The sequence below is a fragment of the Candidatus Manganitrophus noduliformans genome, assembly GCF_012184425.1.
GTDB classification, from domain to species: domain Bacteria; phylum Nitrospirota; class Nitrospiria; order SBBL01; family Manganitrophaceae; genus Manganitrophus; species Manganitrophus noduliformans.
Window position 1 is genome coordinate 713,594 of sequence record NZ_VTOW01000001.1, and the last position, 23,728, is coordinate 737,321.

The window sequence follows — 23,728 nt, forward strand, 5'->3', positions numbered from 1 at the left end:
AACGCCCTTTTCACAACGCCCCCTTCGCGCTTTTCATCGCATCGATCGTGATCTGCATCCGTTTGATGTACAAACGCTCGAGAACGGAGCGGATGTGGGGGTACTGCGCCAGAATGGCGCTGACCGATTCCCCCGGAAGCTCCAAGAGATCGGTCTCGTGCACCGTCACGACGTCGGCCGTCCTCGGCCGCCCGGTCAGGAAGGCGACCTCTCCGAAAAAGTCGCTCTCATTGAGGAAGCCGAGGACGATTTCCTGACCGCCGACCTTGGTTGCCGCTTTGGCCCGCCCCTTGACAATAATATAGATCGAATTCCCCGTCTCTCCTTCGCGAACGATGAAGGCGCCGGGGGGGTAGCTTCGCGGCGTCGTCCCCTCGATGACGCTTGCGAACTCTTCCGGGGTCAAATTGGCAAAAAGCGGGATGGCATCGCCGGCGAATTTCTTCGCGACGGGGGACGGGGCCGCTTCCGGACTCGGCTCGGCCTCTTCCGACAGAGAGGTCCGCTCAATCTCGAACGGCGGCGCCTCCTTCGGTTGGGACGGAATCGACTCGGGCGGGGAGGCTTCGACGGCCGCCGAATCGGACGGCGCCGCGGGGGCGGTCTTCAGGATCATCATCGGATCGGTTTGTCCCCGCGCCTCTGAATGGACGGTTTGGAGCCGCTTCCGCGCCTCGGGATGGTCCGGCTCCAAATGGAGGATCATCTTATACGCCGCGATCGCCTTTACCAGAAAGCCGTTCTTCGAAAAGGTATCTCCGGCGCTCAGGTAGGCGGTCACCGCCTCTTTCTTCGCGCCGATTTTGGCGGAGTAGTCCCCGACCCGAAGAAGGTACATCGTGTTCGTCGGCTCCAGCTTCATCAGCTTCTTGAGGATCTCGATCGCCTCCGACCATTGGCTTTTTTTGATGCAAAGATGGAGGGCTTCGTTCAGGGCGTCTCGGGACTCTTTTTGAGCCGGCATAATCCTTTAACCTTCATTCAAGGGGCGGGAAATCGCTTACAGCCTAACATATTCTTTACAAAATGCAATCGAGATATTCCTAGTTGGTACCCTTGAGGATAAAAGACGCTGGTGCCTGGGTTCCCCCATTTCTATGTAGGCGTGTCCCGTCGCATAATTTGCGCTATTTTAACCGATTTGTATCTTTCAAGGAAAGAGGTTAGATCAGATCGATCAATCTTTTGTAACATCACCCCTTCTTTGAATCGTTGCACTCATCGGGTGATTCCAATATAATGCTCGAAATGCGCCCCCTACATCTCACCGGTCATGATTTAAAACCTTCCGATTTTTATGAGGTCGTCCTGGGGCGAAGAACGGTTCGCCTGGCCCGGGAGGCGGTCGCGAAGATGCGCCGCTCCCGCGGCGTGGTCGAGAAGATGCTCTCGGAGCATCGCGTCGTCTATGGGATCACCACCGGCTTCGGGAAACTCGCCGACCAGAAAATTTCGGAGGGGGAGATTCGCCAGCTTCAGGCCAACCTCGTCCGGAGCCACGCCTGCGGCGTCGGCCCCCCCCTTTCCGAGGCGCAGACCCGCGGCATCATCCTTCTGCGGGCCAACGTCCTGGCCGCCGGTCATTCGGGGGTCCGTCCGGTGGTGGTCGAGCGGCTGATCGAGATGCTCAACCGCGCGGTCCATCCGGTGATCCCGAGCCGGGGGTCGGTCGGGGCGAGCGGCGACCTGATCCCCCTCGCCCATCTGGCCCAGCTGCTGATCGGGGAGGGAGAGGCTCTCGTAAACGGGAAGCGCCTTCCGGGCCGCCGCGCGCTGCGGCAAGCCGGCATCGCGCCGATCATTCTGGAGGCGAAAGAAGGGCTGGCGCTGGTCAATGGGACCCAGGCGGCTCTATCGCTCGGACTTCTCTCGTTGCAGGGGGCGGAGCGGCTGGCGGAGAGCGCCGATGTGGCCGGGGCGATGTCGCTCGAAGCGCTGATGGGAACGCCGACCGCCTTCGACGAGCGGATTCAGCGCCTGCGCCCCTACCCCGGTCAAAAAAATGTCGCCCGAAAGATCCGCGCGCTGCTCGCGCGAAGTGAAATCCGCGCCTCCCACATTGCTTGCAGCCGCGTCCAAGATCCCTACTCTCTTCGCTGCATGCCGCAGGTCCACGGCGCCGTCCGGGACGCGATCGATCATGTCCGGGGGGTGCTGACGATCGAGACCAACAGCATCACCGATAACCCGCTTGTCTTCCCGGAATCGGAATCGATCTTGGCGGGAGGGAATTTTCATGGTCACCCGATCGCCCTGGTCCTCGATCTGCTTGCCATCGCCCTGACCCATTTGGGGGTGATCTCGGAGCGGCGGATCGCGCAGCTGGTCGATCCCGATCTGATCGACCTTCCCCGTTTTCTCACCCGGCGCCCGGGCCTCCACTCCGGATTGATGATGCCGCAGGTCGCCGCCGCGGCATTGGCTTCGGAGTGCAAACTGCTGGCGCATCCCGCCTCGGTCGATTCCATTCCGACCTCGGCGAATCAAGAAGATTATGTCAGCATGGCGATGGGATCGGCGTTGAAGCTCGACCAGATCGTCTTGAACGTGGAAGCAATCCTCGCGATCGAATTGATTGCGGCGGCGCAGGGGATCGACTTTCATGCGCCGTTGAAGCCGGGGGAAGGGGTGGCAGAAGCGCTCAAACGGCTTCGGACAAAGGTTTCGCCGCTGGAGGAAGACCGCTCCCTTCAAAAAGAGATCGAAACGGTGAGCCGGATGATCCGGGACGGGCTCTTCGTTTTTGATCGTTGAATCGGTATCGTAGGGGCGTATTGCAATACGCCCCTACAGGTCTGGGGATGTGCGATTCGGATATTTTTATCCCGCCCCTGCAAAAAAACGGCGAAGAAAAAAGAAATTGACGAGGATCAGCGCGACAAAAAGGACGAGGGAAAAAACGAAGTAATATTTCATCCGGTAGCGCCGCCAGAGCTTTTTCACCGCCGCGCCTCCCGCCGCAACGCGGCGATCTCCCGCTCCATCTCCTCCATCCGCTCCATCAGACCGAGAATAATGTCGATGCCGCCGAGATCGATCTGAAGCTGGGCGCGAAGCCGCTCGATCTTGGCGATGCGGCGAAGGGTCTCCTGCGGAAACAACCGCTCCTCGCCCCGAATCGGCGCAATCAAACCTTCTTCCTGCATCCGTCGCACCGAGGTCACCGGAACATGGGCCAACCGGGCCAGCCCCTCCAGGGTCACGTAGCAGATCTCTTCTCCCGAATCATCCTTCCGGTAGGTGATCCATTTTTGGATCGATCCCATTCTTCGCATTACGACCGCCGCTCCTTTGCCAGACGCGCGAGTTCCTCGTACAGGCGTCTCTCTTCCGACGTCACCTGCGGGGGGACATTGATTTCGAGCGGAACATAGAGATCCCCCCGTCCCTTCCCCCGAATGGGGAGCCCTTTCCCGCGGAGCCGGAACCGCTTCCCCCTGCGACTTCCCGCCGGGATCTTCAGGGTTCCTTCGCCGTCGAGGGTCTGAATCCGAACCTCGGTTCCCAAAACGGCTTCCCACGGCATCACTTCGATTTCCGTCTCAAGATCGTTTTCATTCACGATTTTAAAACGAGGATGGGGGAGAAGCCGGATGCGGATGAAGAGGTCGCCCGGAGGACCGCCGCTCTCTCCCGGCTCCCCTTGCCCGGCGAGACGGACCCGATCCCCCTCCCGCGCCCCCGGAGGGATGTTGACCGTCAGCTCCCGCGCTTCGATCACCCGGCCGGTCCCGCCGCAGCGGGGGCAGGTCTGCTGCCCGACCGTCCCGCGGCCGTTGCAGACGGGACAGAGGGCCTGTCCCTGAAGCCGGACCCGCCGCTTCGCCCCGTGGACCACCTCTTCCAGGGTGAGCTCCATCTCCGATTCGACGTCGCTGCCGCGCCTCGGGCGGGGGACGCCGCCGCGGCCGAACCCACTCCCTCTCCGGCGACCTCCCATCGTGTCGCCGAAGAGCGATTCGAAGAAATCGGAAAAACCGCCGAACTCCTCAAAGCCCTCGAATCCCCCCTCGTACCGGAAGGTCCCCTCCCGGGGGCCCGCGCCGGGCGGCGGGGTAAAGTCCATCCCCTCCTGCCACTGCGGTCCGAGGCGGTCGTATTTCTCCCGCTTCTTCGGATCGCCGAGCACCTCGTTGGCCTCATTGAGCTCTTTGAATTTCCGCTCGGCCTCTTCCTTGCCTGGACCGGTCTGGAGGTCGGGATGGTACTTCCGCGCGAGCTTTCGATAGGCCTTCTTGATCTCCTCCGCGGAAGCGGTCCGGGGAACGCCCAGGACCTCATAGTAGTCTCGATATTTCACCGCCATCGCAATACCCGATGTTCATTTCCTTCTTTAAGGAGATTTTAACATCATCGCGAGGCGGAAAAAAGGCTATTTTTCTGCGGAATCTTTCGAGAGGGCGCCGGTCAGGGGGATCGGAGCGGGAGAGGGGACCTGCGCCGCCTTCTTCCGAAGGGCGCGGCTGGTCCTCAATCCGAAGAGCATGACCAGGGCGCCCATCACCATATAGATGAAGGCCAGGTAGAAATGGGCCTTCAGATCGAGCGGAGAGCGGACGGTCTTGAGGACCAGATAGAGACGGTAACTCCAGATCATCAGCAGGATCGACCCGGATCGGATCAACGACAAGGCGCCGCGCGGGGTGATCTCCGTTTTCCGCAAGCCGACCCGGAGGATCGACGTGGCGATCCAAAGGGAGAGAAGGGTCACCAAAAGGTGGGGGGCGAAGAAAGGGTCTGCGGAACGGGCGGCGAAGAGGGTATAGATCCGGCCAAGCCCCACCGCCAATAGGATGAGACCCGATCCGATCAAGAATTGTTGCACGCGGTTTGACATCGATCAACCTCTGATAGGAGGCCGATCATAACATGACTCCCTCCCCGCAGGCAAGCAGATCTGTCCTAAAATGTCGTATGGAGGGCAATGCACGCGTCACCCGAACGGGCGAGCCGGTGAGAGACGCCCCGGCGGGTCGTCTCTACCGAAACCGGTAACTGATCAAGAGTGAAAAGATCGACTGTCTGACTTTAAAGAGGTCCTCCCGAGTCGTCCGGGTGGCCGTTACACCGAGCTCCGGCGTCTCGCTGACGATTCGTTCGATGGGCTCCGCTCTTCGATAAGTATAATGAAGACCGACCCCGAAACCCGATCGGAAGACCTTTTCGATCCCGGCGCCGAGCCGATAAGCGACCGAACTCTCCTTGATCGTTGTTTTCCGGCAGGGGGTGGGGCCGATCCCGGGTTCGACAATACAGATATCGTTCTCACCGGTATTTACGGAGGGATCGAGTTCATAGTGAAGGCCGAAGAGCCGATCGGCCCCGATTTCGAAAAAGGTCACGAACGATTCGAGGAGGGGCGGGGAGAGCCGGAGGGTGAAGCCGACCGGGGTCATCTCCAGATCGCTTCCGATCGCCAGATTCCGATGATTCGCCGGGGCGTTGATCTGTCCAACCCCGATTCCGGCGACGAGATAGAGGGAGGGGAAGTGGAGGAGGTAGCGCAGATCGACGGCGGGACCTCCGTCCGACGCCGAATCGGGCGCCGTGTACCCCGGCAGAAGTTCAATCGACTGGGGGGGGAAAGCATAAGCGGTTGCAGTGCATGTAAAGAAAAGGCTAAAAAAAAGGAGAGCGGCCGTTTTTTTGAAGTCCATCAAGAACCCCTACACTTGCAAAAAATGCTGATCATCAATACGATGAAGTCGATCCAAAATATACCATACGAGGTGCGAATCCGCCACGGAACCGGCGGGTGACGGCCGATCGTTGATATTCCGAAACAGGTGGCTGCAACGGAGGAGGAGAGGATGGAATTTAAATCGATCAAGATCGACAAACCGGAAGAGATTAATCTGATTCTCGGACAGGCGCACTTCATTAAAACGGTGGACGACCTTCACGAGGCGTTGGCGACGGCGGTGCCGGGGATCCAGTTCGGCCTCGCGTTCTGCGAGGCTTCCGGCCCCTGCCTGATTCGGACGAGCGGGACCGACGCCTCCCTGATCGATCTGGCGACGAAGAATGCCTTTACCCTTTCCGCGGGACATGTTTTCCTCATCCTGCTGCGCGGGGTCTATCCGATCAATGTCTTGAATGCGGTCAAGTCGGTTCAAGAGGTCTGCACGATTTACTGCGCCAGCGCCAACCCGGTGGAGGTGATCGTGGCCGAAACCGAGCAAGGGAGGGGGGTGATGGGGGTGATCGACGGATTTAGACCGAGAGGGGTCGAGACCGATGCCGATCTGCGGTCCCGTAAAGAATTGCTCCGCCGTGTCGGATACAAGGTGTGAGGCATTCTCGCTGTTGTTGTAGGGGTTCAACATGTTGAACCCCTACGGTCACCGTCTTCAAGCAGGAGTGATATCCAATGTCGTCGAGCGTTCTCTTAACCGATCTTTATCAGCTCACCATGCTCCAAGGGTATTTCGAGGAGGGGATGGCGGAGACGGCGGTCTTCGAATTCTTTGTTCGAAAAAAACCGCCGGAGCGCAACTTTTTCATCGCCGCCGGTCTGGAGCCGCTGCTCGCCTACCTGGAGTCGCTTCAATTCAGCCCGGAAGAATTGGCGTGGCTCGCAGAGACCGGCCGGTTCAGCAGGGGGTTCATCGATGATTTGTCCCGGCTTCGGTTCGCCGGTGATGTCGATGCGATGCCGGAGGGGACGGTCTTCTTTCCGAACGAGCCGATCGTCCGGGTGACCGCGCCGCTCCCGCAAGCGCAGCTGATCGAGACCCGCCTGATCAACCTGCTTCACTTACAAATCCTGATCGCTTCGAAGGCGGCCCGGTCGGTCCTGGTCGCGCCGGGAAAGTTGTTGATCGACTTCGGACTGCGCCGGGCGCACGGGGCGGAGGCCGGTCTGACGGCGGCGCGCGCCTCTTATCTGGCCGGCTTCGCCGGCTCGTCCAACGTCTTGGCCGAATTTGACTATGGGATCCCCTCCTATGGAACGATGGCGCACTCTTTCATTCAAGCCCACGAGGAGGAGACGGAAGCCTTCCTCCGATTCGCCCATGCGCAACCGGACAATGTCGTCCTCCTGATCGACACCTACGACACGGAGGAGGGGGCGGCGAAGGTGGTCTCGATCGCGCCGCGACTGAAATCGGAGGGGATCGAGATCAAAGGGGTCCGTCTCGACAGCGGCGATCTCGCCGATCATGCGAAAAAGGTGCGGCGGATCTTGGACGAGGGGGGATTGCCGGGGGTGAAGATCTGGGCGAGCGGCAGTCTGGATGAACAGGTCGTGCGCGATCTGCTGGGGTCGGGAGCCCCGATCGACGGCTTCGGCATCGGCTCCCGCCTCGACACCTCGGCCGACGTCCCCTACCTCGACTGCGCCTACAAGCTTCAGGAGTATGCGGGGCGGGCGCGCCGGAAGCGGTCGGAGGGAAAAGCCACCTGGCCGGGACGGAAACAGGTTTATCGCCGGAGCGGCCCGGACGGACGAATCGCCGAGGATCTCCTCACGCTGGAGAGCGATCCGCAGGAGGGGGAAGCGCTTCTGCAGCCGGTGATGCGCGCAGGCCGGCGTCTCGCCCCGTCTCCCTCCCTCACCGAATCGCGCCGGCGCGCCGCCGCCGAACTGGCCCGCCTTCCGGAGCCGCTGCGTCGGCTGGAAGAAGCGCCCCCGTATCGGGTGAAGATTTCCGAGGGGCTCCAGCGGCTGGCCGCCGAAGTCGATGCCCGAAGCGGATAAGGGGGGCCGGTGTCCGCTCTGTCAAGCGGCTTTGCAACGGGAACCGTTCCATCGTCCGCCGAGATCATTGTAGAATGATCCCCAAGGGAGGCGTGGGGATCGAGATGATCGTCTACGGCGGACAAGAAGAGGTGGTGGATGCCTCCGAACAACTTGCTCAACTTCAAGCGCTTTTCTTCTCTTTGGAAAAAGAAGGCTTCCGCGATCATGATCGGATCGTGGAGCTTTTGATCGAGTGGGGGGTCTTCGAGTCGGCCGTCGCCGACGCCCTCTCTCCCGATTTCGATTCGGACGGTCCCCTCTTACGGCGGCTTCGGCAGGCGAGCCTTCTGATCGGACATCTCTTCTATCGAAGCGCGCGGAGCGCGCAATTTCAGACCGATGACATACCGTCCCGGCTCGGCCGCGCGCTTAAAGACCCGCTTTTCTCCAATCTTCCTCCAAAAATCGCCCTGCGTGTTCCGGAAGGATATGCCTATTACGGCCTCTATCCAGAAACCTATCTGGAGTCGGCGCTTCGATTGGTTCGGGAAGTCGGTCCGCAGCCGGCGGTCTGCATCGGCATCCGGAGCATCGGCACCAGCCTCTCCGCGGTGGTGGCCGCCCCCCTCGAAGCCAATGGTTCTTCGATCTGCTCCTATACGGTCCGGCCGCGCGGCCATCCGTTCGACCGATTCCTCCGCCTCTCTTCCTCCCTTGAAAAAGAGCTTGCCGGGAAAAAGGGCGCTTACTTCCTCATCATCGATGAAGGGCCCGGCCTGAGCGGTTCCTCGATGACCTCCGTCGCGGAAAAGCTCTCCGAGATCGGGATTGCCGATGATCGGATTCTCCTCTTTCCAAGCTGGGAGCCGGACGGAACCCGCTTCCGCTCCGAGGCGGCGCGGGGGTGCTGGCCGAGACACCGGAAGATCGCCACCTCCTTCGAGGAGATTTTTCTGAATCGAGAGAAATATTTCTCCTCCCTGCCGCAAGGCCCGTTTGTTGATTTTTCCGGCGGCCGATGGCGCTCTCACGTTTATCAGAGTGAATTGAGCTATCCTCCGGTTCAGCCTCAACATGAGCGGCGGAAGTATCTGTCGCTCGAATCAAAAGAGAAACCGCGCCTGCTCAAGTTCGCCGGCCTCGGACGTTACGGCCGGTCGAAACGCGAACGCGCGGAGCGATTGGCCGGCGCCGGGTGGGGCCCGCCGGTGGTCGGTCTCGTGCGCGGCTTTCTCGTGACGGAGTATGTAGAAGGCGCTCCGGTTTCCGGAGGGGAAGCCGATTCCTCGTTGATCGAGACGATGGCGCGTTATCTCGCGTTTCTTAGGGAGACGTTCCCGGTCTCCCGCCGCCGGTCCTTCGATGAGATGATCGAAATGATGCGGATCAATCTCAGCGAAGGGCTGGGAAAAGGATGGGAGGGGCCGCTGGATCGGCTCGGGCGATTTCGATCCCTCTTTGAAAAGGAGCGGCCGGCGGCGATCGACGGAAGGATGTTCCCGCACGAGTGGCTTCAAACTTCCGCGGGATATCTGAAAACCGACGGCGTGGATCACCACGACGATCATTTTTTCCCCGGCGGTCAGGAGATCGCCTGGGACCTCGCCGGCTGTTGTGTCGAGTTCGGCTTCAGTGTCCGCGACGAGGAACGATTTCTCGGCCGGTATCAGGCGCTCGCAAACGACCCGCGTCTCCTCGACCGGCTGCGCTTTTATAAAGTGGCCTACCTGGCCTACCGCCTCGGGTACGCGACCCTGGCCGCGGAGGCGCTCGGTCCCGCCCCGGATGCAGGGCGGTTCAAATCTCTTTCTCTGCGTTACCGGGCCGCGCTTCTCGGCGAACTCGACGCCATCTCCTTGCAACCGATGTGACGGGGAATACCTTTCGTGGCGGCCTCTTTCTGATCGGCACTTCTTTTGCTTCTTTAGTGCCTGCATGATCGTCGCCTTGAGCGGAGGCGACTCAAAAGGGGGTCCTACCCATATCAATTTTAAAAAAACAGGCGCTCATGAAAGGGTGGCAGTGTTTATACAGTTGCAACCGATCGATCCTGATGGAAAGGGGCTGCACTTTTTCTGCACTGCCGTGATGAAGAACCGGATGAGAACGAGTAGAGGAGAGTCGTATGCATTCAAGCTTTGATCCAGAGCGAAAGAAAATTTTGGTCACGGGCGGCGCCGGTTTTCTCGGCTCGCATCTTTGCGGGCGGCTCCTTGCGCAGGGACATCAGATCCTCTGCCTGGACAATTACTTCACAGGGTCAAAGGAGAACATCCGTTCTTTCCTCGATCATCCCCGGTTTGAAGCGATCCGGCACGACATCGTTCATCCGATCGATCTGGAGGTCGATCGGATTTACAATCTTGCCTGCCCCGCCTCGCCGGTCCATTATCAGTTCGACCCGGTCCGCACCGTTCAGGCGAACGTGCTCGGCGTCACCCATATGCTGGAATTGGCGCGACGGACCAAAGCCCGCATCCTCCAAGCCTCCACCTCGGAGGTTTATGGAGACCCCGAAGTCCACCCCCAGCCGGAGTCTTATTGGGGAAACGTCAACCCGATCGGCCCTCGAAGCTGTTATGACGAGGGAAAGCGGGTGGCAGAGACCCTGATGATGGATTACCACCGGCAGTACCGGATCGATATCCGGATCGTCCGGATCTTCAACACCTACGGACCCGCCATGGCCCCCAATGACGGACGGGTGGTGAGCAACTTCATCCTTCAAGCGCTTCAAGGAAATGAGATCACGGTCTACGGCGACGGCAGCCAGACCCGCTCCTTCTGCTACGTCGATGATCTGATCGAAGGGATCATCCGGATGATGGAGGCGCCCGGTTTGACCGGGCCGGTGAATCTGGGGAATCCGGAGGAGTTTACCGTGCTGGAGCTGGCCGAGAAGGTCATCTCCCTCACCGGGTCCCGCTCCAAGATCGTTCATAAGCCCCTCCCTCAGGACGATCCGACACAGCGCCGTCCCGATATTACCTCGGCGAGAGAATCGCTTTCCTGGGAGCCGAAGATCCGGCTCGAAGAGGGGCTCAAAAAGACAATCGCTTATTTTGAACAATATGGTCTTGCAACGAAGGCCCTTCCCGTCCGAGCGGCCCGAACGAAACAAAACGGCAACGCGGCCTCACGCCTGCCGACCGGCGCGCTGCGCCGGGCCGGCTAAGCGCCTCCTGATTTCCTCCCTCGTCAAAGACATCTAACCCCTCACATCCGGTGACCTTTGCATCGCCCTTCGGGTGCAAAGGTCCCTTTTTATCTCCTTTTCCCCGCCGAAACTAAGGCCGATTCCCAATTGCAGCCGCCGGTCGATCTGGTAGCCTATTCCCTTTGAACTTCCGGGAGACGGATGATTTTAAGGGAGTAGAGGATCGATTTCATGATAGATCAAACAACAAATCCGGAGTGGCTTTCGCAAGGACGGCGGGCGCTGGTCTTTATCCGCCCTTTCCGCGGCGTTGTATTCGTGATCCTCGGATTGACGCTGGGGGGGGCGGCGCTGAGCGCGGTGGAGCCGCTTGTTCTCAAATATCTCTTTGACGAACTCGGCGGCGGGGGGACCCTCCAGACGGTGGGGCTCGCCGTCGGCGGGCTGCTGGCGCTGGGGCTCGGCCGTGAGGCGATCCTCGCCCTCTCCAGCTGGCTCACCTGGCGGGTCCGGCTCGGGGTCCACTACGGGCTGCTAGAAGCGACGGTCGACCGCCTCCATTCGCTCCCCCTGACCTTCCACAAAGAAGAAAGCGTCGGCGGGATCATGACCAAGCTCGATCGGGGAATTCAGGGGTTTCTCCAAGCGCTCAGCGAAATCGCTTTTAATGTCCTGCCGGCGCTGGTCTACCTCGCCCTCTCTTTTGTTCTGATGCTCCGGCTCGACGGGCGGCTTTCGTGGGTCGTGCTCGCCTTCACCCCGCTCCCGGCGTTGATCGGCGCCTGGGCGGCCGAGCCGCAGACCCGGCGGGAGCGGACGCTGCTCGACCGCTGGGCCAAGATCTACTCGCGCTTCAATGAAGTCCTCTCCGGCATCATGACCGTGAAGAGCTTTGCGATGGAAGATGAGGAGAAGCGCCGTTTCCTGAGCGGCGTCCATGAAGCGAACGAGGTGGTGGTGCGCGGGGTCGGTTTTGATTCCGGCGTCGGCGCGGCGAAGAACGGGATCGTCATGCTGGCCCGGATCGCGGCGATCGCCTTCGGCGGCGTTTTGATTCTCCGAGGCGAGATGACCGTCGGTACACTCGTCGCCTTTCTCGGCTACGTCGGCGGCCTCTTCGGACCGGTCCAGGGTCTCACCGGGATTTACCAAACCCTCCGGCGCGCTTCGGTCTCTCTCCAGACAATCTACGCGATTCTCGACGCGCAGGACCGGCTGGCCGATCCGCCGAACGCGCGGGAAGTCGAATCGCTCCGCGGGGAGGTCCTCTTCGCCGGCGTCGGCTTTGCCTACCATGAAAAAAAACCGATCGTTCGGCGGATCGACCTCTATGTCCGGCCGGGGGAGATGATCGCCCTCGTCGGCCCGAGCGGCGCCGGCAAGACGACCCTCATGGCGCTGCTCCAGCGGCTCTACGACCCGACCGCCGGCGCGATCCTCGTCGACGGGGCCGATCTGCGGACCCTCAAGCAGCGATCGCTCCGGCGGCAGATCGGCGTGGTCCTTCAGGAGGCGCTGCTCTTCAACGATTCGGTCCGAAACAACATCGCCTACGGCAAACCGGGCGCCTCACAGCGTGAGATCATCGAAGCGGCCCAGGCGGCCCATGCGCACGAATTCATCGAGCGTCTTCCGGAAGGATATGAGACCCTGGTGGGGGAGCGGGGAGGCCGGTTCTCGGCGGGAGAGCGGCAGCGGATCGCGATCGCGCGCGCGCTGCTGAAGAATCCGCCGATCCTCATTTTGGATGAAGCGACCTCGGCGCTCGACGCGGAGTCGGAGGCGCTGGTTCAAGAAGCGCTGGCGCGGCTGGTCAAAGGACGGACCACCTTCGTCATTGCCCACCGCCTCTCTACCGTTGTCGGCGCCGATCGAATCTTGGTCCTCAAGGGGGGGGAGATCATCGAGAGCGGCGATCACGAAGCCCTGATGAAGGCCGACGGCTATTACGCCTCTCTCGTCCGGCGGCAGACGCAGGGGCTTCTCGCAAGCGCCTCTTCCACCCCGCTGGCCTCCCTCAACGATCCGATCTGACCGGCGCGACGCCGTCCCCTTCGGGTCGCATCGGCTCGAGAATCCGCCGAGGCATGTCGGTCTCCTTTTTCTCACCGAGGACATACCGCCGGACCACCCACTCGGCGAATTCGGCAAACTCCTCCGGCACCAAGGGAGGGCTTGTGTGATGCGGGAGGCGCCCCCGCGAGGGGGGGGTGAAGCAGAGAGTGATCGTCAGCTCGAATTCGGCGAGTTGCGCCATTTGATGATCGAACCATGCGATGGCGCCGGGCCGGTGCCAATCGGCCCAGCTCAACCCGGTCCGGAGTTTTTTCACCCCCATCCGCCGCAGCCAGGCGACCGCCGATTCAAGGCGGTGATCCTGAAAGTGAAACCACTGGCAGATCCCCATCTCGGGGTTGAAACAATCGAGCGCCGGTTTCGGCGTGCCGTTGTCCCGAACCAATCCCATATAGAAATGCCGATAATATGAACTTCCCTCGCTCTCTTTGTGGCGGGTCGTCGCCTCCCAGGCCGGGGGGAGATCGAGAAGGCTGTACCAGAAGAGCCGCTCGACTCGACCTAATAAAAGCGCCGCCGTCCGCTGCAATCCAAAGCGTTGAACTTCATCCGCCCCGAAGGTGGAGACCCCCACCTCGGTGACCCAAACCGGAAGGTCGGTCACCTTCTCGATCGCTTCGATCTTCTTCGGCCACTCTTCGAGTTGCCAGTGATTCCAGTCGAGCGGAAAGCCGTGGACCGCCACGACATCGACCGACGCCAGCAAGCCGTGACGGCCGAGAAGGGCGATGAAACTCGGATCGATCGGCGAGATCCCTCCCAACACCCGGCGCAAGGAAGGGCAGAGGGCGCGCACCCGCTCCGCCGCCGACCGGGTCATCCGCACATACTCCTTCCACTCCGGGTCGATCGTAAAATCCCAATGAGAAAGATTGTTCGGCTCGTTCCAGAACTTGATCGCTTCGATCATCGTTTCGCTCACGCTTGCCCTGCTGCGGGGGAGAATGCAAATCCGACGCCGCTCCTCTTCCATACGGAAGGAGCGCTATTTTTCCGCTGAAAGAATTTTCCGAGGTGAATGGTTTGTTGAACTCTCTGCAAATCTTTTTCGAATATTGCGGCGATGTAAGCGGGATTGCAGAGACGGTGGAAGCGGGGAGGCGATACATGACCTCGCGCCATGACAAAATAAATTGTGAGGAGACCCGTTCGATTCTCGGTAGAGGAAGAGGCGTTTTGAACTTCATCTTTGATTACGGAGGGATCGATTTCGCGTTGCGGCGCTTCTTCGTGTAGTGGGGCTCACATCCTTCTTGTGGACATCCTGTTCATCTTTCTGTTGATAACCTTTTCGGTCTTTCTCTGTCCCATGCCGTGGTGTCGACATGAAGGTTCGGGGCATGTCTCTTGCTTTTATTTTCGAGCAACTCACAATTTGGATGAACCCATTTTTAAGAAGGTAAGGAGTCCTACATGAAGAAGCAGATCCTCATCAGCGGCGGCGCGGGTTTCATCGGCTCTCATCTGGCCGATGAACTCCTCGCGCACGGCTATCGCGTCCGCGCCCTCGACAATCTTTCGGAGCAGGTCCACGGCCCCCGCGCGGGGCGGCCCGATTATCTACATCCCGATGTGGAATTGATCGTGGGAGACGTTCGCGATCGGGCGGCGGTCCGGCGCGCCTTGGAAGGGGTCGATGCGGTCTACCATTTTGCGGCGGCGGTCGGCGTCGGCCAAAGCATGTACGAGATCGCGCGTTACACCGAGGTGAACAACCTCGGCACCGCCGTCCTCCTGGAAGCGTTGATCGAGCGGCCGGTGGAGCGGCTGATCGTGGCGTCGAGCATGAGCTTGTACGGCGAGGGGCTCTACCGGGCGGCCGACGGCCGCCTGATCTCCGAGTCGGAGCGGAGTCTCCCGCAGCTCAAGGCCTCCGAATGGGAGGTCCGGGATGCCGAAGGTAAAATCCTCGAGCCGATCGCCACGCCGGAGACGAAGCCGCCTTGTCTCTCTTCGGTTTATGCCCTCTCCAAATACGATCAAGAGCGGATCTGTCTGATGATCGGGCGCGCCTATCGTTTCCCGGCCGTCGCGCTGCGCTTCTTCAATGTCTTCGGGACCCGGCAGGCCCTCTCCAATCCTTATACCGGCGTTCTGGCGATTTTCGCCAGCCGATTGTTGAACGGCAATCGGCCGCTGATCTTTGAAGACGGCCTTCAGCGGCGCGATTTCGTCAGCGTCTATGATGTGGCGCGCGCCTGCCGGCTGGCGTTGGAAGTGCCGGAGGCGGCCGGGGAGGCGTTGAACATCGGAAGCGGCCGCTCTTATACGATTCGGGAGGTGGCCGACCGGATGGCGGCGGCGCTCGGAAAAGAGGGGATTCAGCCTGAAATCACCGGACAATACCGGGCCGGGGACATCCGGCACTGCTTCGCCGATATCACCCGTGCCCGAAAGGTCCTCGGGTACGAGCCTCGCGTCACATTGGAGGAAGGGTTGGTCGAGTTGGCGTCATGGTTGAAGGGGCAGGTGGCGATCGATCGTGTTTCGGATGCCCGCGCGGAACTCGCTGCCCGGGGATTGACGCGATGATCAACGGAAAAAAGGAACGACCCGTATTGATTACGGGAGGGGCCGGCTTCATCGGGACGAACCTTGCGCACCGCCTTCTTCAGGCGGGACACCCGGTGTTGATTTTCGACAATCTCTCTCGGGCCGGGGTGGAGCAGAATCTTCGCTGGCTGCGCGAGCGGCACGGAAGCCGCCTGCAGGTGACGGTGGCCGACGTGCGCAACGCATTTGCGCTGCAGCGGGCCGTCCGGCAGGCCGCCTCCGTTTTTCATTTCGCCGCGCAGGTGGCGGTCACGACGAGCCTTGCCGAGCCGATCGACGATTTCGAGGTCAACGCGCGCGGGACGCTGAATCTGCTCGAAGCGATCCGCGTTTTGGAGAGCCCTCCCCCCCTCCTCTTCACATCGACAAATAAAGTCTACGGCGAGCTGGAGGAGCTCCCCCTCCGGCAGGGGATCAAGCGTTACGAGCCGGAAGCGCCGGAGATCCGGACCTACGGCATCGGCGAATCCCGGCCGCTCGAATTTCACAGCCCTTACGGCTGTTCGAAAGGGGCGGCCGATCAATACGTCCTCGACTACGCGCGCACGTACGGCATCCCCGCGGCCGTCTTCCGGATGAGCTGCATCTACGGCCCGCATCAGTTCGGGACCGAAGATCAGGGATGGGTCGCCCATTTCATGATCCGCGCGATGGAGAGCCGGCCGATCACCCTCTTCGGCGACGGCCGGCAGGTTCGGGACGTTCTTTATGTCGAAGATCTGATCGACGCATTCCTCCTCGCTCAGGAGCGGATCGACTTCCTCTCGGGGAAGGCGTTCAACATCGGCGGCGGGCCGTCGAACACGACCAGTCTCTTGGAGTTGATCCATCTGATCGAAGCCATCGGAGAGAGGCCGCTGACGACGCATTTCGAGCCGTGGCGGCTCGCCGATCAGCGCTACTATGTCTCGGACACCCGCCGATTCCAATCGGCGACCGGCTGGTCGCCCCGGGTCGGCGTTGAAAAAGGGGTCCGGTCGCTCTATGCGTGGCTGCGGGAGGCCCGCTCCGAAAAGCCTTCGCTTCGCGGGGCCCGCGCGCGCAGCGCGTCGCAAATACGAAGCGGACGCGCCGCCGGAAAGGGGGCGGCATGAAGGTCGCGCTGGTCAATCCCCATTGGACCTTCGACGGAAGCATCTACTTCGGCTGCCGCGAGGTCCATCTCCCGTTGGAATACGGCTACGCCAAGGCCTTGCTGGAGCGAGAGGGGGCGGAGGTCCTCATCATCGACGGCTTGGCGGAGGGGCTTTCGCGGGAAGAGATCCGCGCCCGCGCGGCAGCCTTCGCCCCCGATGTGACCGTGATCACCACCGCGCCGAGCTATCTCTTCTGGCGCTGCGCGCCGCCGGAGCTGCGGGTTCCGATCGAAACAGTTTCCGATCTGCGGCCGGTCGGCGGAGCGTTGATCGCCATCGGCCCGCACGGCTCGACGACCCCGACGATCACCTTGAAGAAGCTCGGGGTCGACGCCGTGATCCTCGGCGAAGCGGAGGAGATCTTGTCGATTCTCATCCGGAAACCGATCGGGGAGTGGGGCGAGGTCCCGTCGGTCTGCTACCGCGCGGGAGACCAGATCCGCGTCCAGGGGGGGCCGCATGCCTGCGACATGGCGGCCCTGCCGCCGCTCCGCTGGTCGCGCGAGAGCCTCGCCCGTCATCCGCACCATCACCACCGGTTCGAGGCCCCTCCCGACGGCCCCGGCGCCGAGATGGAGACCTCGCGCGGCTGCCCCTATCATTGCACCTTCTGCGCGAAGGAGAACTTCCGGGACGACTATCGCAAGCGCCCCCTGCCGGTCATCTTGGAAGAGCTCGACGGCCTCATCGAAGCGGGGGCGACCTATCTCTACTTCATCGATGAGATCTTCCTCCCGAGCAAGCCGCTCCTGGAAGGGATCGCGGAGCGGGGGATTCGCTTCGGCGTCCAGACCCGGATCGATCTCTGGAGCCCGCCGATGCTGGCGCTCCTGGGCCGGGCCGGCTGCGTGTCGATCGAAGCGGGGGTCGAGAGCATCAGCCCGGAGGGGAGGAAGTGGCTCGATAAGCCGAGCCGGCTCTCCACCGACGAAATCGTCGCGCGTCTGATCGATGCCAAGCGGCAGGTCCCCTTCGTTCAGGCGAACCTCCTCGAAGCCCACATGGACGATCCGGCGGCGATCGAAGCGTGGCGGGAGCGCCTGGCGAAAGAGGGGATCTGGGCAAACAAGCCGGTTCCGCTCTTTCCCTACCCCGGTTCCCCCGACTATGTCCGCAAATGGGGCCTACCCGACGAGCAGGCGTGGGAGCGGGCGCACGCGCACTATCTTCGAGAGTACGAAGCATTCAGCGATATTCAGGACCAACGGCCCATTCCGTTACAGATGCTGGAATCGAATACCGGAGAACACGAAAGGCGGTCGGCTTGACTCCCCGCCTTCCGTCTTTTGATCTTTATGGCGATTCATCATGAAAAAGCGCCCCGCCGCATTTTGATGACGGCCGACACCGTCGGCGGGGTCTGGACCTATGCGCTGGAGCTGGCTCGCGCCCTCGGCCGGCACGGCGTGGCGGTATCCCTTGCGACAATGGGGGCGCCGATTCGACCGGAGCAACGGGCCGAAGCCGAAGCGATGCCGAATCTCACCCTTTATCCGAGCGCGTTCAAGCTGGAGTGGATGGAGTCGCCGTGGGAGGAGGTCGCCCGGGCGGGCGAATGGCTGCTCGATTTGGAGGGGCAAATTCAACCCGATCTGATCCATCTCAACGGCTACGCGCACGGGGCGCTCCCTTGGAAAGCGCCGGTCCTGGTCACCGGGCATTCCTGTGTCCTCTCCTGGTGGCGGAGTGTGAAGGGAGAGGAGGCGCCCGCCGCCTGGGACCGCTACCGTGAAGCGGTTTCGCGAGGGCTGCAGAAGGCCGATTGTGTCGTGGCGCCGACCGGGGCGATGCTCGCAGAGCTCCGGAAATATTACGGTCCGCTGCGGAGAGACCGCGTGATCCCCAACGGACGAGAGGCCTCGTTCTTTACGGCGCATCCGAAGGAGCCTTTGATCTTCACCGCGGGGCGGCTCTGGGACGAGGCGAAGAATGTCGCCCTGCTCGACCGGATCGCACACGATCTCCCGTGGCCGGTTTTTGTCGCGGGAGAGTCGCGTCATCCCGACGGGAAGGAAGTTGCGTTCAACGCCCTCCGGCCGCTCGGCCGGCTCTCCGCGGCCGCGCTCGCCGGCTGGCTTTCGCGGGCGGCGATTTATGTTCTCCCGGCCCGGTATGAACCGTTCGGTCTCGCCCCTCTCGAAGCGGCGTTATCGGGCTGCGCGCTCGTTCTCGGCGATCCGCCGAGTCTTCGGGAGGTATGGGGAGAGGCGGCGCTGTTCGTCCCTCCCGATGATCCGGAAGCGCTCCGGGCCGTCCTCCGGCGATTGATCGACGATCCTCTTCTGCGGGAGTCGATCGCCTGCCGGGCCCGCGCTCAGGCCGACCGTTATACGTCCGACCGGATGGCGGCGGGGTATCTCATGCTGTATCAAAAGATGATCAACGAACAGGAGGCATTTACGTGCGGATCGTCCTCTTCTATCACTCATTGATCTCGGATTGGAACCACGGGAACGCCCATTTCTTGCGCGGTGTGGCGGGCGAGCTCATCGCGCGCGGCCACGAACTTCGCATCTTCGAGCCGCGCGACGGGTGGAGCCTCCGCAGCCTCCTCGCGGAGCAGGGGCCCGCGGCGATTGACCGCTTTCAGCGGGCCTACCCGGGGCTGCGAAGCGCTTTTTACGATCCGGCCGCGATCGATCTCGATGAAGCGCTCGACGGGGCCGACCTCGTCGTGGTCCACGAATGGAATCCCCCCGAACTGGTCGGGCGGATCGGACAACATCGCGCCCGCAGCAGGGGCTACCGGCTTCTCTTCCACGACACCCATCATCGAAGCGTCACCGCGCCGGAAGAGGTGGCCCGGTACGATCTCGCCCATTACGACGGCGTCCTCGCCTACGGGCGGGTGATCCGCGATCTCTATCTTTCCCGCGGTTGGGCGGCCGCCGCCTGGACCTGGCATGAAGCGGCCGACACCCGCCTCTTTCGCCCGATTAAGGGGAAGCGGGAGGGGGATCTTGTCTGGATCGGCAACTGGGGGGACAACGAGCGGACCGAGGAGCTGCACACCTTCCTTTTGGAGCCGGTCAAAGCGCTCGGTCTCAATGCCCGTGTTCACGGGGTCCGCTACCCCGAAGAAGGCCGCCGCGCCCTCACCGAGGCCGGGATCGGCTATGCCGGATGGCTTCCGAACGATGAAGTGCCGGAGGTCTTCGCCCGCTTCCGGGTGACGGTCCATATCCCGCGGCGGCCGTATGTTCGGGCTCTTCCCGGCATCCCGACCATCCGCCCCTTCGAGGCGCTCGCCTGCGGTATCCCGCTGATCTCGACCCCCTGGGACGACAGTGAGGCGCTGTTTACCCCCGGCGCCGACTTCCTCGTCGCCCGGACAGGGGAGGAGATGAAGCGGCATTTGAAAATGCTCCTCAACGATCGCTCCTCTGCGGAAGCGCTGGCCGCCCACGGCCGGGTGACGATCCTGGCGCGGCATACCTGCGCCCACCGGGTCGATCAGCTCCTTACGATTTTTGCGGGTCTGAATCTACCAGAAGAAAAGGAGGTTTCCGCATGAACCGGCGGCCCCGGATCGCCTTTTTCGGATCGAGCCTCGTCTCCGCGTATTGGAACGGGGCGGCGACCTACTATCGCGGCATCATCCGCGCCCTGCACCGGCGGGGCTACCAGATCGCTTTTTATGAGCCGGACGCCTACGGCCGGCAGGCGCATCGGGATATCCCCGATCCGCCGTGGGCCGAGGTGGTCGTCTATCCCAACCAGGAGGCGGCCGTGGCGAAGGCGCTGGCGCAGGCGCGCGGCGCCGATCTGATCGTCAAGGCGAGCGGCGTCGGGGTCTTCGATGAACTTCTGGAGTCGGCCGTGCTTGAAATGCGCGGGCCCGATACGGAGGTGATCTTCTGGGACGTCGATGCCGCCGCCACCCTCGATCGGGTCGGGAAAGATCCCGCCGATCCGTTCCGATCGCTCATCCCCCGTTATGATCTGATCTTGACCTACGGCGGCGGCGATCCGGTGGTGCGGGCCTATCGGTCGCTCGGGGCGCGGGCCTGTGTGCCGATCTACAATGCGCTCGATCCGCAGACGCATCATCCGGTCCCCCCCGATCCGAGGTTCGAAGGGGAGCTCGCCTTTCTCGGAAACCGCCTTCCCGACCGGGAGGCGCGGGTTGAAGCGTTTTTCTTCAAAGCGGCCGAAGCCCTTCCGGCCGCCCGGTTTCTCCTGGCGGGGAGCGGGTGGGGGGACAAAGGAATGCCGCCGAACGTTTACGCCGTCGGCCATCTCTACACGCGGGATCACAACGCTTTTAACTGCACCCCGCGGGCGGTCCTGAACATCACCCGGGAGAGCATGGCGCGCAACGGTTTCTCTCCGGCGACCCGGGTCTTCGAGGCGGCGGGGGCGGCGGCCTGTCTGATCACCGATGCCTGGGAAGGGATTGAACTCTTCCTCAATCCGGGAGAGGAAGTTCTCGTCGCGCGGGACGGGGCCGATGTCGCCGAGCAGCTTCGGTCGCTGACGCCCGAGCGCGCCCGCGCCATCGGAGAAGCGGCGCGGCGGCGAATTTTGGCGGAGCATACCTACGCCCATCGGGCGGCGCAGCTGGAGGCGCTGCTCGAAGGGAGAGAAACGGTCCAGACGGGGGGGATGCCATGAGCGGATCAAGGATGTCGATCGTGATCTTCGGCCTGTCGATTACCTCCTCCTGGGGGAACGGACATGCCACCACTTACCGAAGTCTGGTCCGGGGACTCCGCGCGCGGGGCCATGATTTCACTTTCTTCGAACGAAATGTTCCCTGGTATGCCGAAAACCGCGATCTCCCGCGTCCGCGCCATGGGAGGTTCGAACTGTATGAGAATCTGGAGGAGCTGAAAGAGCGTTTCACCGAACAGGTCGAAGAGGCCGATCTGGTGATCGTCGGATCGTACGTTCCGCAGGGGATTGCGATCGGGGAGTGGGTGACCTCCACCGCGCGGGGGGTGACGGCGTTTTACGATATCGACACCCCGGTGACCCTCGCGAAGCTCGATCGCGGCGAAATCGACTACCTCTCCAAGGCGCTGATCCCCCGGTATCACCTCTATCTTTCCTTCACCGGCGGTCCGATTTTAAAACGTCTGGAGCGGGAGTACCGATCGCCGATGGCCCGGCCGTTGTACTGCTCGGTTGATCCCGATCTTTACTACCCGGAGGAGGCCGAGCCGACCTGGTCGCTCGGCTACATGGGGACCTACAGCCTCGACCGGCAGGAGACGCTCGATCGTCTATTGATCGAGCCGGCGCGGCGATGGGGCGAGGGATCGTTCGTCGTCGCCGGCTCCAAATATCCCGAAAGCCTCTCCTGGCCTGCTAATGTCGACCGGATCGAGCATCTGCCGCCGTCAAGGCACCGCGCCTTCTACAACGCGCAGCGGTTTACGCTGAATGTGACCCGGGCCGATATGATCCGGGCCGGTTATTCGCCGAGCGTCCGTCTCTTCGAGGCGGCCGCCTGCGCGACCCCGATCATCAGCGATCTCTGGCCGGGGCTGGAGACATTTTTCAAGCCGGGGGAGGAGATCCTTCTCTCCCGCTCCCCCGAAGAGACCCTCCGCACTCTGCGCGAGATTCCCGAAGAGACGCGGCGCGCCATCGGATTGCGGGCCTGCGACCGGGTGCTGGCGGAGCATACCGCCGTTCAGCGGGCGGCGGAATTGGAACGGTATGCCTGCGAGATTTTAAATCGCCGCCGGCCGGAGCCGGAGCCGACCACTTTGGGTAGGGTTGCATCATGAAGCGTGTGAAACGGGAAGAAAAAGGAGGGGGTCGCGCCATCGCCCCCGCCTCCGGAAAACTCGGTGTTTTGATTCCGGGGGTCGGCGGCGCGGTCTCGACGACGCTGATCGCGGGGGTTCACCTGATCAACAAAGGGCTGGCGAAACCGGTCGGCTCGCTGACGCAGATGGAGCGGGTCCGGCTGGGGAAGCGCTCCCGGCCCCGCTGGAAAGGGATCAAGGAGCTCGTCCCGCTCGCCCCCCTGACCGATCTGGTCTTCGGCGGATGGGATATCTTCCCCGACGACGGCCATGAAGCGGCGATCAAGGCGGGGGTCCTCCCTGCGGAGCAGTTAAAGGAGGTGCGGGAAGAACTCCGGTCGGTCCGGCCCCTTCCCGCCGTCTTCGATCCGAAGTTCCTCCGGAATTTGCGCGGCCCTCATGTCAAACAGGGGCGGCGGAAAATCGATCTCGCCGAGGCGTTGATGAAAGAGATGGAGGAGTTCAAGACGGCGAACGACCTCTCCCGTCTCGTCATGGTCTGGTGCGGATCGACCGAGGTTTATCAGGAACAGAAAGAAGTCCACCGGACGATCGAAGCGTTCGAGAAGGGATTGAAAGAGAACGATCCCGACATTTCCCCCTCGATGATCTACGCCTATGCGGCGATCCGGCTCGGCATCCCTTATGTGAACGGGGCGCCGAACACGTCTGTTGAGATTCCGGCGCTCGCCGAGACGGCCAGGGCGCGGATGGTCCCGATCGCGGGGAAAGATTTCAAGACCGGCCAGACCTTGATGAAGACGATTCTGGCGCCGGGCCTGCGGGCGCGGATGCTCGGGGTGCGCGGGTGGTTTTCGACGAACATCCTCGGCAACCGGGACGGCGAGGTCCTCGACGATCCCGGCTCTTTCCATGCCAAGGAGGTGACGAAATCGTCGGTTCTCAGCTCGATCCTCGATTCCGGCCTCTACCCCGAGCTCTACAACGCGCTCTACCACAAGGTGCGGATCGAATATTATCCCCCGCGCGGCGACGCCAAGGAGGGATGGGACAACATCGACATCTTCGGCTGGATGGGGCAACCGATGCAGATCAAGATCAACTTCCTCTGCCGCGATTCGATCCTGGCGGCGCCGGTGGTCCTCGATCTGATTCTTTTCATGGATCTCGCCCGGCGGGCGAAGCTCAAAGGGACGCAGGAGTGGCTCTCGTTTTATTTCAAAGCGCCGATGGCGCGGCCCGATCTCGCCCCGATGCATGACCTCTTCGTCCAACATCTCAAGCTGACCAACACGCTGCGGATTCTGGCCGGCGAAGAGGTGCTGCATCATTCGGGGCTCGATTATTATGAGGAAGCGGCTTGAGGGCAATTAGGAATGAGGGATTACGAATTAGGAATGGAAGG

Annotated in this window: 21 protein-coding genes; 14 read left to right on the plus strand and 7 right to left on the minus strand. The window is 62.0% G+C overall.

Annotation, left to right across the window (positions count from 1 at the left end; all coding sequences use genetic code 11):
• Positions 1–10 precede the first annotated feature (10 nt).
• Positions 11–964: a cyclic nucleotide-binding domain-containing protein gene (locus tag MNODULE_RS03455; RefSeq protein ID WP_168058080.1), complete on the minus strand. Its 954-nt coding sequence runs from the start codon at positions 962–964 to the stop codon at positions 11–13.
• Between the two features lie 284 nt (positions 965–1,248).
• Between MNODULE_RS03455 and hutH the strand changes: the two genes are divergently transcribed.
• Entirely contained in the window at positions 1,249–2,754 is a 1,506-nt protein-coding gene (gene hutH, locus MNODULE_RS03460) for a histidine ammonia-lyase (protein WP_168058081.1), read from the plus strand.
• Between the two features lie 66 nt (positions 2,755–2,820).
• On the opposite strand, the gene MNODULE_RS24990 is transcribed toward hutH, so the two are convergent.
• The 5 genes from MNODULE_RS24990 to MNODULE_RS03480 form a co-directional block, all read right to left on the minus strand.
• Positions 2,821–2,943 (minus strand): hypothetical protein, encoded by a 123-nt coding sequence (locus MNODULE_RS24990; RefSeq protein WP_272953219.1) that lies wholly within the window; start codon positions 2,941–2,943, stop codon positions 2,821–2,823.
• Complete coding sequence (locus MNODULE_RS03465) at positions 2,940–3,275, minus strand: chaperone modulator CbpM (protein ID WP_168058082.1); 336 nt, start codon at positions 3,273–3,275, stop codon at positions 2,940–2,942. Before MNODULE_RS03465 ends, MNODULE_RS24990 begins: the two co-directional genes overlap by 4 nt.
• On the minus strand, positions 3,275–4,306 hold the full coding sequence (locus MNODULE_RS03470) for a DnaJ C-terminal domain-containing protein (RefSeq protein WP_168058083.1): 1,032 nt from the start codon (positions 4,304–4,306) through the stop codon (positions 3,275–3,277). Before MNODULE_RS03470 ends, MNODULE_RS03465 begins: the two co-directional genes overlap by 1 nt.
• A 66-nt stretch (positions 4,307–4,372) precedes the next feature.
• Entirely contained in the window at positions 4,373–4,837 is a 465-nt protein-coding gene (locus MNODULE_RS03475) for a hypothetical protein (protein ID WP_168058084.1), read from the minus strand.
• Positions 4,838–4,979: 142 nt separating this feature from the next.
• Positions 4,980–5,657, minus strand: a complete 678-nt coding sequence (locus tag MNODULE_RS03480; RefSeq protein ID WP_168058085.1) for a hypothetical protein — start codon at positions 5,655–5,657, stop codon at positions 4,980–4,982.
• A gap of 153 nt (positions 5,658–5,810) precedes the next feature.
• Here MNODULE_RS03480 and MNODULE_RS03485 point away from each other — a divergent pair, with 153 nt between their 5' ends.
• The 5 genes from MNODULE_RS03485 to MNODULE_RS03505 all read left to right on the plus strand — a co-directional run bounded on the left by MNODULE_RS03485 (position 5,811) and on the right by MNODULE_RS03505 (position 12,875).
• Positions 5,811–6,293, plus strand: coding sequence for an adenosine-specific kinase (locus MNODULE_RS03485; protein ID WP_168058086.1), 483 nt, complete (start codon positions 5,811–5,813; stop codon positions 6,291–6,293).
• A 77-nt stretch (positions 6,294–6,370) separates the two neighbouring features.
• Positions 6,371–7,702 (plus strand): nicotinate phosphoribosyltransferase, encoded by a 1,332-nt coding sequence (locus tag MNODULE_RS03490; RefSeq protein ID WP_168058087.1) that lies wholly within the window; start codon positions 6,371–6,373, stop codon positions 7,700–7,702.
• 74 nt (positions 7,703–7,776) lie between these two features.
• On the plus strand, positions 7,777–9,555 hold the full coding sequence (locus MNODULE_RS03495; RefSeq protein ID WP_168058088.1) for a hypothetical protein: 1,779 nt from the start codon (positions 7,777–7,779) through the stop codon (positions 9,553–9,555).
• Positions 9,556–9,809: 254 nt separating this feature from the next.
• On the plus strand, positions 9,810–10,859 hold the full coding sequence (locus MNODULE_RS03500) for a UDP-glucuronic acid decarboxylase family protein (protein WP_168058089.1): 1,050 nt from the start codon (positions 9,810–9,812) through the stop codon (positions 10,857–10,859).
• Between the two features lie 213 nt (positions 10,860–11,072).
• The gene (locus MNODULE_RS03505) at positions 11,073–12,875 is read left to right on the plus strand and encodes an ABC transporter ATP-binding protein (RefSeq protein WP_168058090.1); all 1,803 of its coding nucleotides are present in this window, start codon (positions 11,073–11,075) and stop codon (positions 12,873–12,875) included.
• On the opposite strand, the gene MNODULE_RS03510 is transcribed toward MNODULE_RS03505, so the two are convergent.
• Positions 12,859–13,827 (minus strand): glycosyl hydrolase, encoded by a 969-nt coding sequence (locus MNODULE_RS03510; protein WP_168059191.1) that lies wholly within the window; start codon positions 13,825–13,827, stop codon positions 12,859–12,861. The two genes, MNODULE_RS03505 and MNODULE_RS03510, sit on opposite strands and share 17 nt — an antisense overlap.
• Positions 13,828–14,330: 503 nt before the next feature.
• Here MNODULE_RS03510 and MNODULE_RS03515 point away from each other — a divergent pair.
• Genes MNODULE_RS03515 through MNODULE_RS03550 form a run of 8 tightly spaced genes read left to right on the plus strand, consistent with a single transcriptional unit; the run spans position 14,331 to position 23,687 of the window.
• A complete protein-coding gene (locus tag MNODULE_RS03515) occupies positions 14,331–15,449 on the plus strand; it encodes an NAD-dependent epimerase/dehydratase family protein (RefSeq protein ID WP_168058091.1) in 1,119 nt (372 codons plus the stop codon).
• Positions 15,446–16,564 (plus strand): NAD-dependent epimerase/dehydratase family protein, encoded by a 1,119-nt coding sequence (locus MNODULE_RS03520; protein ID WP_168058092.1) that lies wholly within the window; start codon positions 15,446–15,448, stop codon positions 16,562–16,564. The genes MNODULE_RS03515 and MNODULE_RS03520 overlap by 4 nt, the downstream gene beginning before the upstream one ends.
• On the plus strand, positions 16,561–17,874 hold the full coding sequence (locus tag MNODULE_RS03525; RefSeq protein ID WP_168058093.1) for a TIGR04295 family B12-binding domain-containing radical SAM protein: 1,314 nt from the start codon (positions 16,561–16,563) through the stop codon (positions 17,872–17,874). The genes MNODULE_RS03520 and MNODULE_RS03525 overlap by 4 nt, the downstream gene beginning before the upstream one ends.
• A gap of 27 nt (positions 17,875–17,901) precedes the next feature.
• On the plus strand, positions 17,902–19,038 hold the full coding sequence (locus MNODULE_RS03530) for a glycosyltransferase family 4 protein (protein ID WP_202882104.1): 1,137 nt from the start codon (positions 17,902–17,904) through the stop codon (positions 19,036–19,038).
• Positions 19,008–20,120: a CgeB family protein gene (locus tag MNODULE_RS25215; RefSeq protein WP_168058094.1), complete on the plus strand. Its 1,113-nt coding sequence runs from the start codon at positions 19,008–19,010 to the stop codon at positions 20,118–20,120. Before MNODULE_RS03530 ends, MNODULE_RS25215 begins: the two co-directional genes overlap by 31 nt.
• Positions 20,117–21,220: a CgeB family protein gene (locus MNODULE_RS03540; RefSeq protein WP_168058095.1), complete on the plus strand. Its 1,104-nt coding sequence runs from the start codon at positions 20,117–20,119 to the stop codon at positions 21,218–21,220. Before MNODULE_RS25215 ends, MNODULE_RS03540 begins: the two co-directional genes overlap by 4 nt.
• The gene (locus MNODULE_RS03545) at positions 21,217–22,341 is read left to right on the plus strand and encodes a CgeB family protein (RefSeq protein WP_202882105.1); all 1,125 of its coding nucleotides are present in this window, start codon (positions 21,217–21,219) and stop codon (positions 22,339–22,341) included. The genes MNODULE_RS03540 and MNODULE_RS03545 overlap by 4 nt, the downstream gene beginning before the upstream one ends.
• Positions 22,338–23,687, plus strand: a complete 1,350-nt coding sequence (locus tag MNODULE_RS03550; RefSeq protein WP_168058096.1) for an inositol-3-phosphate synthase — start codon at positions 22,338–22,340, stop codon at positions 23,685–23,687. Before MNODULE_RS03545 ends, MNODULE_RS03550 begins: the two co-directional genes overlap by 4 nt.
• Positions 23,688–23,728 lie beyond the last annotated feature (41 nt).

Excerpts from the sequence above, each read along its gene's own strand:
- MNODULE_RS03455 (WP_168058080.1), bottom strand. The coding sequence starts at position 964 with ATGCCGGCTCAAAAAGAGTCCCGAGACGCCCTGAACGAAGCCCTCCAT.
- hutH (WP_168058081.1), top strand. The coding sequence starts at position 1,249 with ATGCGCCCCCTACATCTCACCGGTCATGATTTAAAACCTTCCGATTTT.
- MNODULE_RS03465 (WP_168058082.1), bottom strand. The coding sequence starts at position 3,275 with ATGCGAAGAATGGGATCGATCCAAAAATGGATCACCTACCGGAAGGAT.
- MNODULE_RS03470 (WP_168058083.1), bottom strand. The coding sequence starts at position 4,306 with ATGGCGGTGAAATATCGAGACTACTATGAGGTCCTGGGCGTTCCCCGG.
- MNODULE_RS03475 (WP_168058084.1), bottom strand. The coding sequence starts at position 4,837 with ATGTCAAACCGCGTGCAACAATTCTTGATCGGATCGGGTCTCATCCTA.
- MNODULE_RS03480 (WP_168058085.1), bottom strand. The coding sequence starts at position 5,657 with ATGGACTTCAAAAAAACGGCCGCTCTCCTTTTTTTTAGCCTTTTCTTT.
- MNODULE_RS03485 (WP_168058086.1), top strand. The coding sequence starts at position 5,811 with ATGGAATTTAAATCGATCAAGATCGACAAACCGGAAGAGATTAATCTG.
- MNODULE_RS03490 (WP_168058087.1), top strand. The coding sequence starts at position 6,371 with ATGTCGTCGAGCGTTCTCTTAACCGATCTTTATCAGCTCACCATGCTC.
- MNODULE_RS03495 (WP_168058088.1), top strand. The coding sequence starts at position 7,777 with ATGATCCCCAAGGGAGGCGTGGGGATCGAGATGATCGTCTACGGCGGA.
- MNODULE_RS03500 (WP_168058089.1), top strand. The coding sequence starts at position 9,810 with ATGCATTCAAGCTTTGATCCAGAGCGAAAGAAAATTTTGGTCACGGGC.
- MNODULE_RS03505 (WP_168058090.1), top strand. The coding sequence starts at position 11,073 with ATGATAGATCAAACAACAAATCCGGAGTGGCTTTCGCAAGGACGGCGG.
- MNODULE_RS03510 (WP_168059191.1), bottom strand. The coding sequence starts at position 13,827 with ATGATCGAAGCGATCAAGTTCTGGAACGAGCCGAACAATCTTTCTCAT.
- MNODULE_RS03515 (WP_168058091.1), top strand. The coding sequence starts at position 14,331 with ATGAAGAAGCAGATCCTCATCAGCGGCGGCGCGGGTTTCATCGGCTCT.
- MNODULE_RS03520 (WP_168058092.1), top strand. The coding sequence starts at position 15,446 with ATGATCAACGGAAAAAAGGAACGACCCGTATTGATTACGGGAGGGGCC.
- MNODULE_RS03525 (WP_168058093.1), top strand. The coding sequence starts at position 16,561 with ATGAAGGTCGCGCTGGTCAATCCCCATTGGACCTTCGACGGAAGCATC.
- MNODULE_RS03530 (WP_202882104.1), top strand. The coding sequence starts at position 17,902 with ATGGCGATTCATCATGAAAAAGCGCCCCGCCGCATTTTGATGACGGCC.
- MNODULE_RS03540 (WP_168058095.1), top strand. The coding sequence starts at position 20,117 with ATGAACCGGCGGCCCCGGATCGCCTTTTTCGGATCGAGCCTCGTCTCC.
- MNODULE_RS03545 (WP_202882105.1), top strand. The coding sequence starts at position 21,217 with ATGAGCGGATCAAGGATGTCGATCGTGATCTTCGGCCTGTCGATTACC.
- MNODULE_RS03550 (WP_168058096.1), top strand. The coding sequence starts at position 22,338 with ATGAAGCGTGTGAAACGGGAAGAAAAAGGAGGGGGTCGCGCCATCGCC.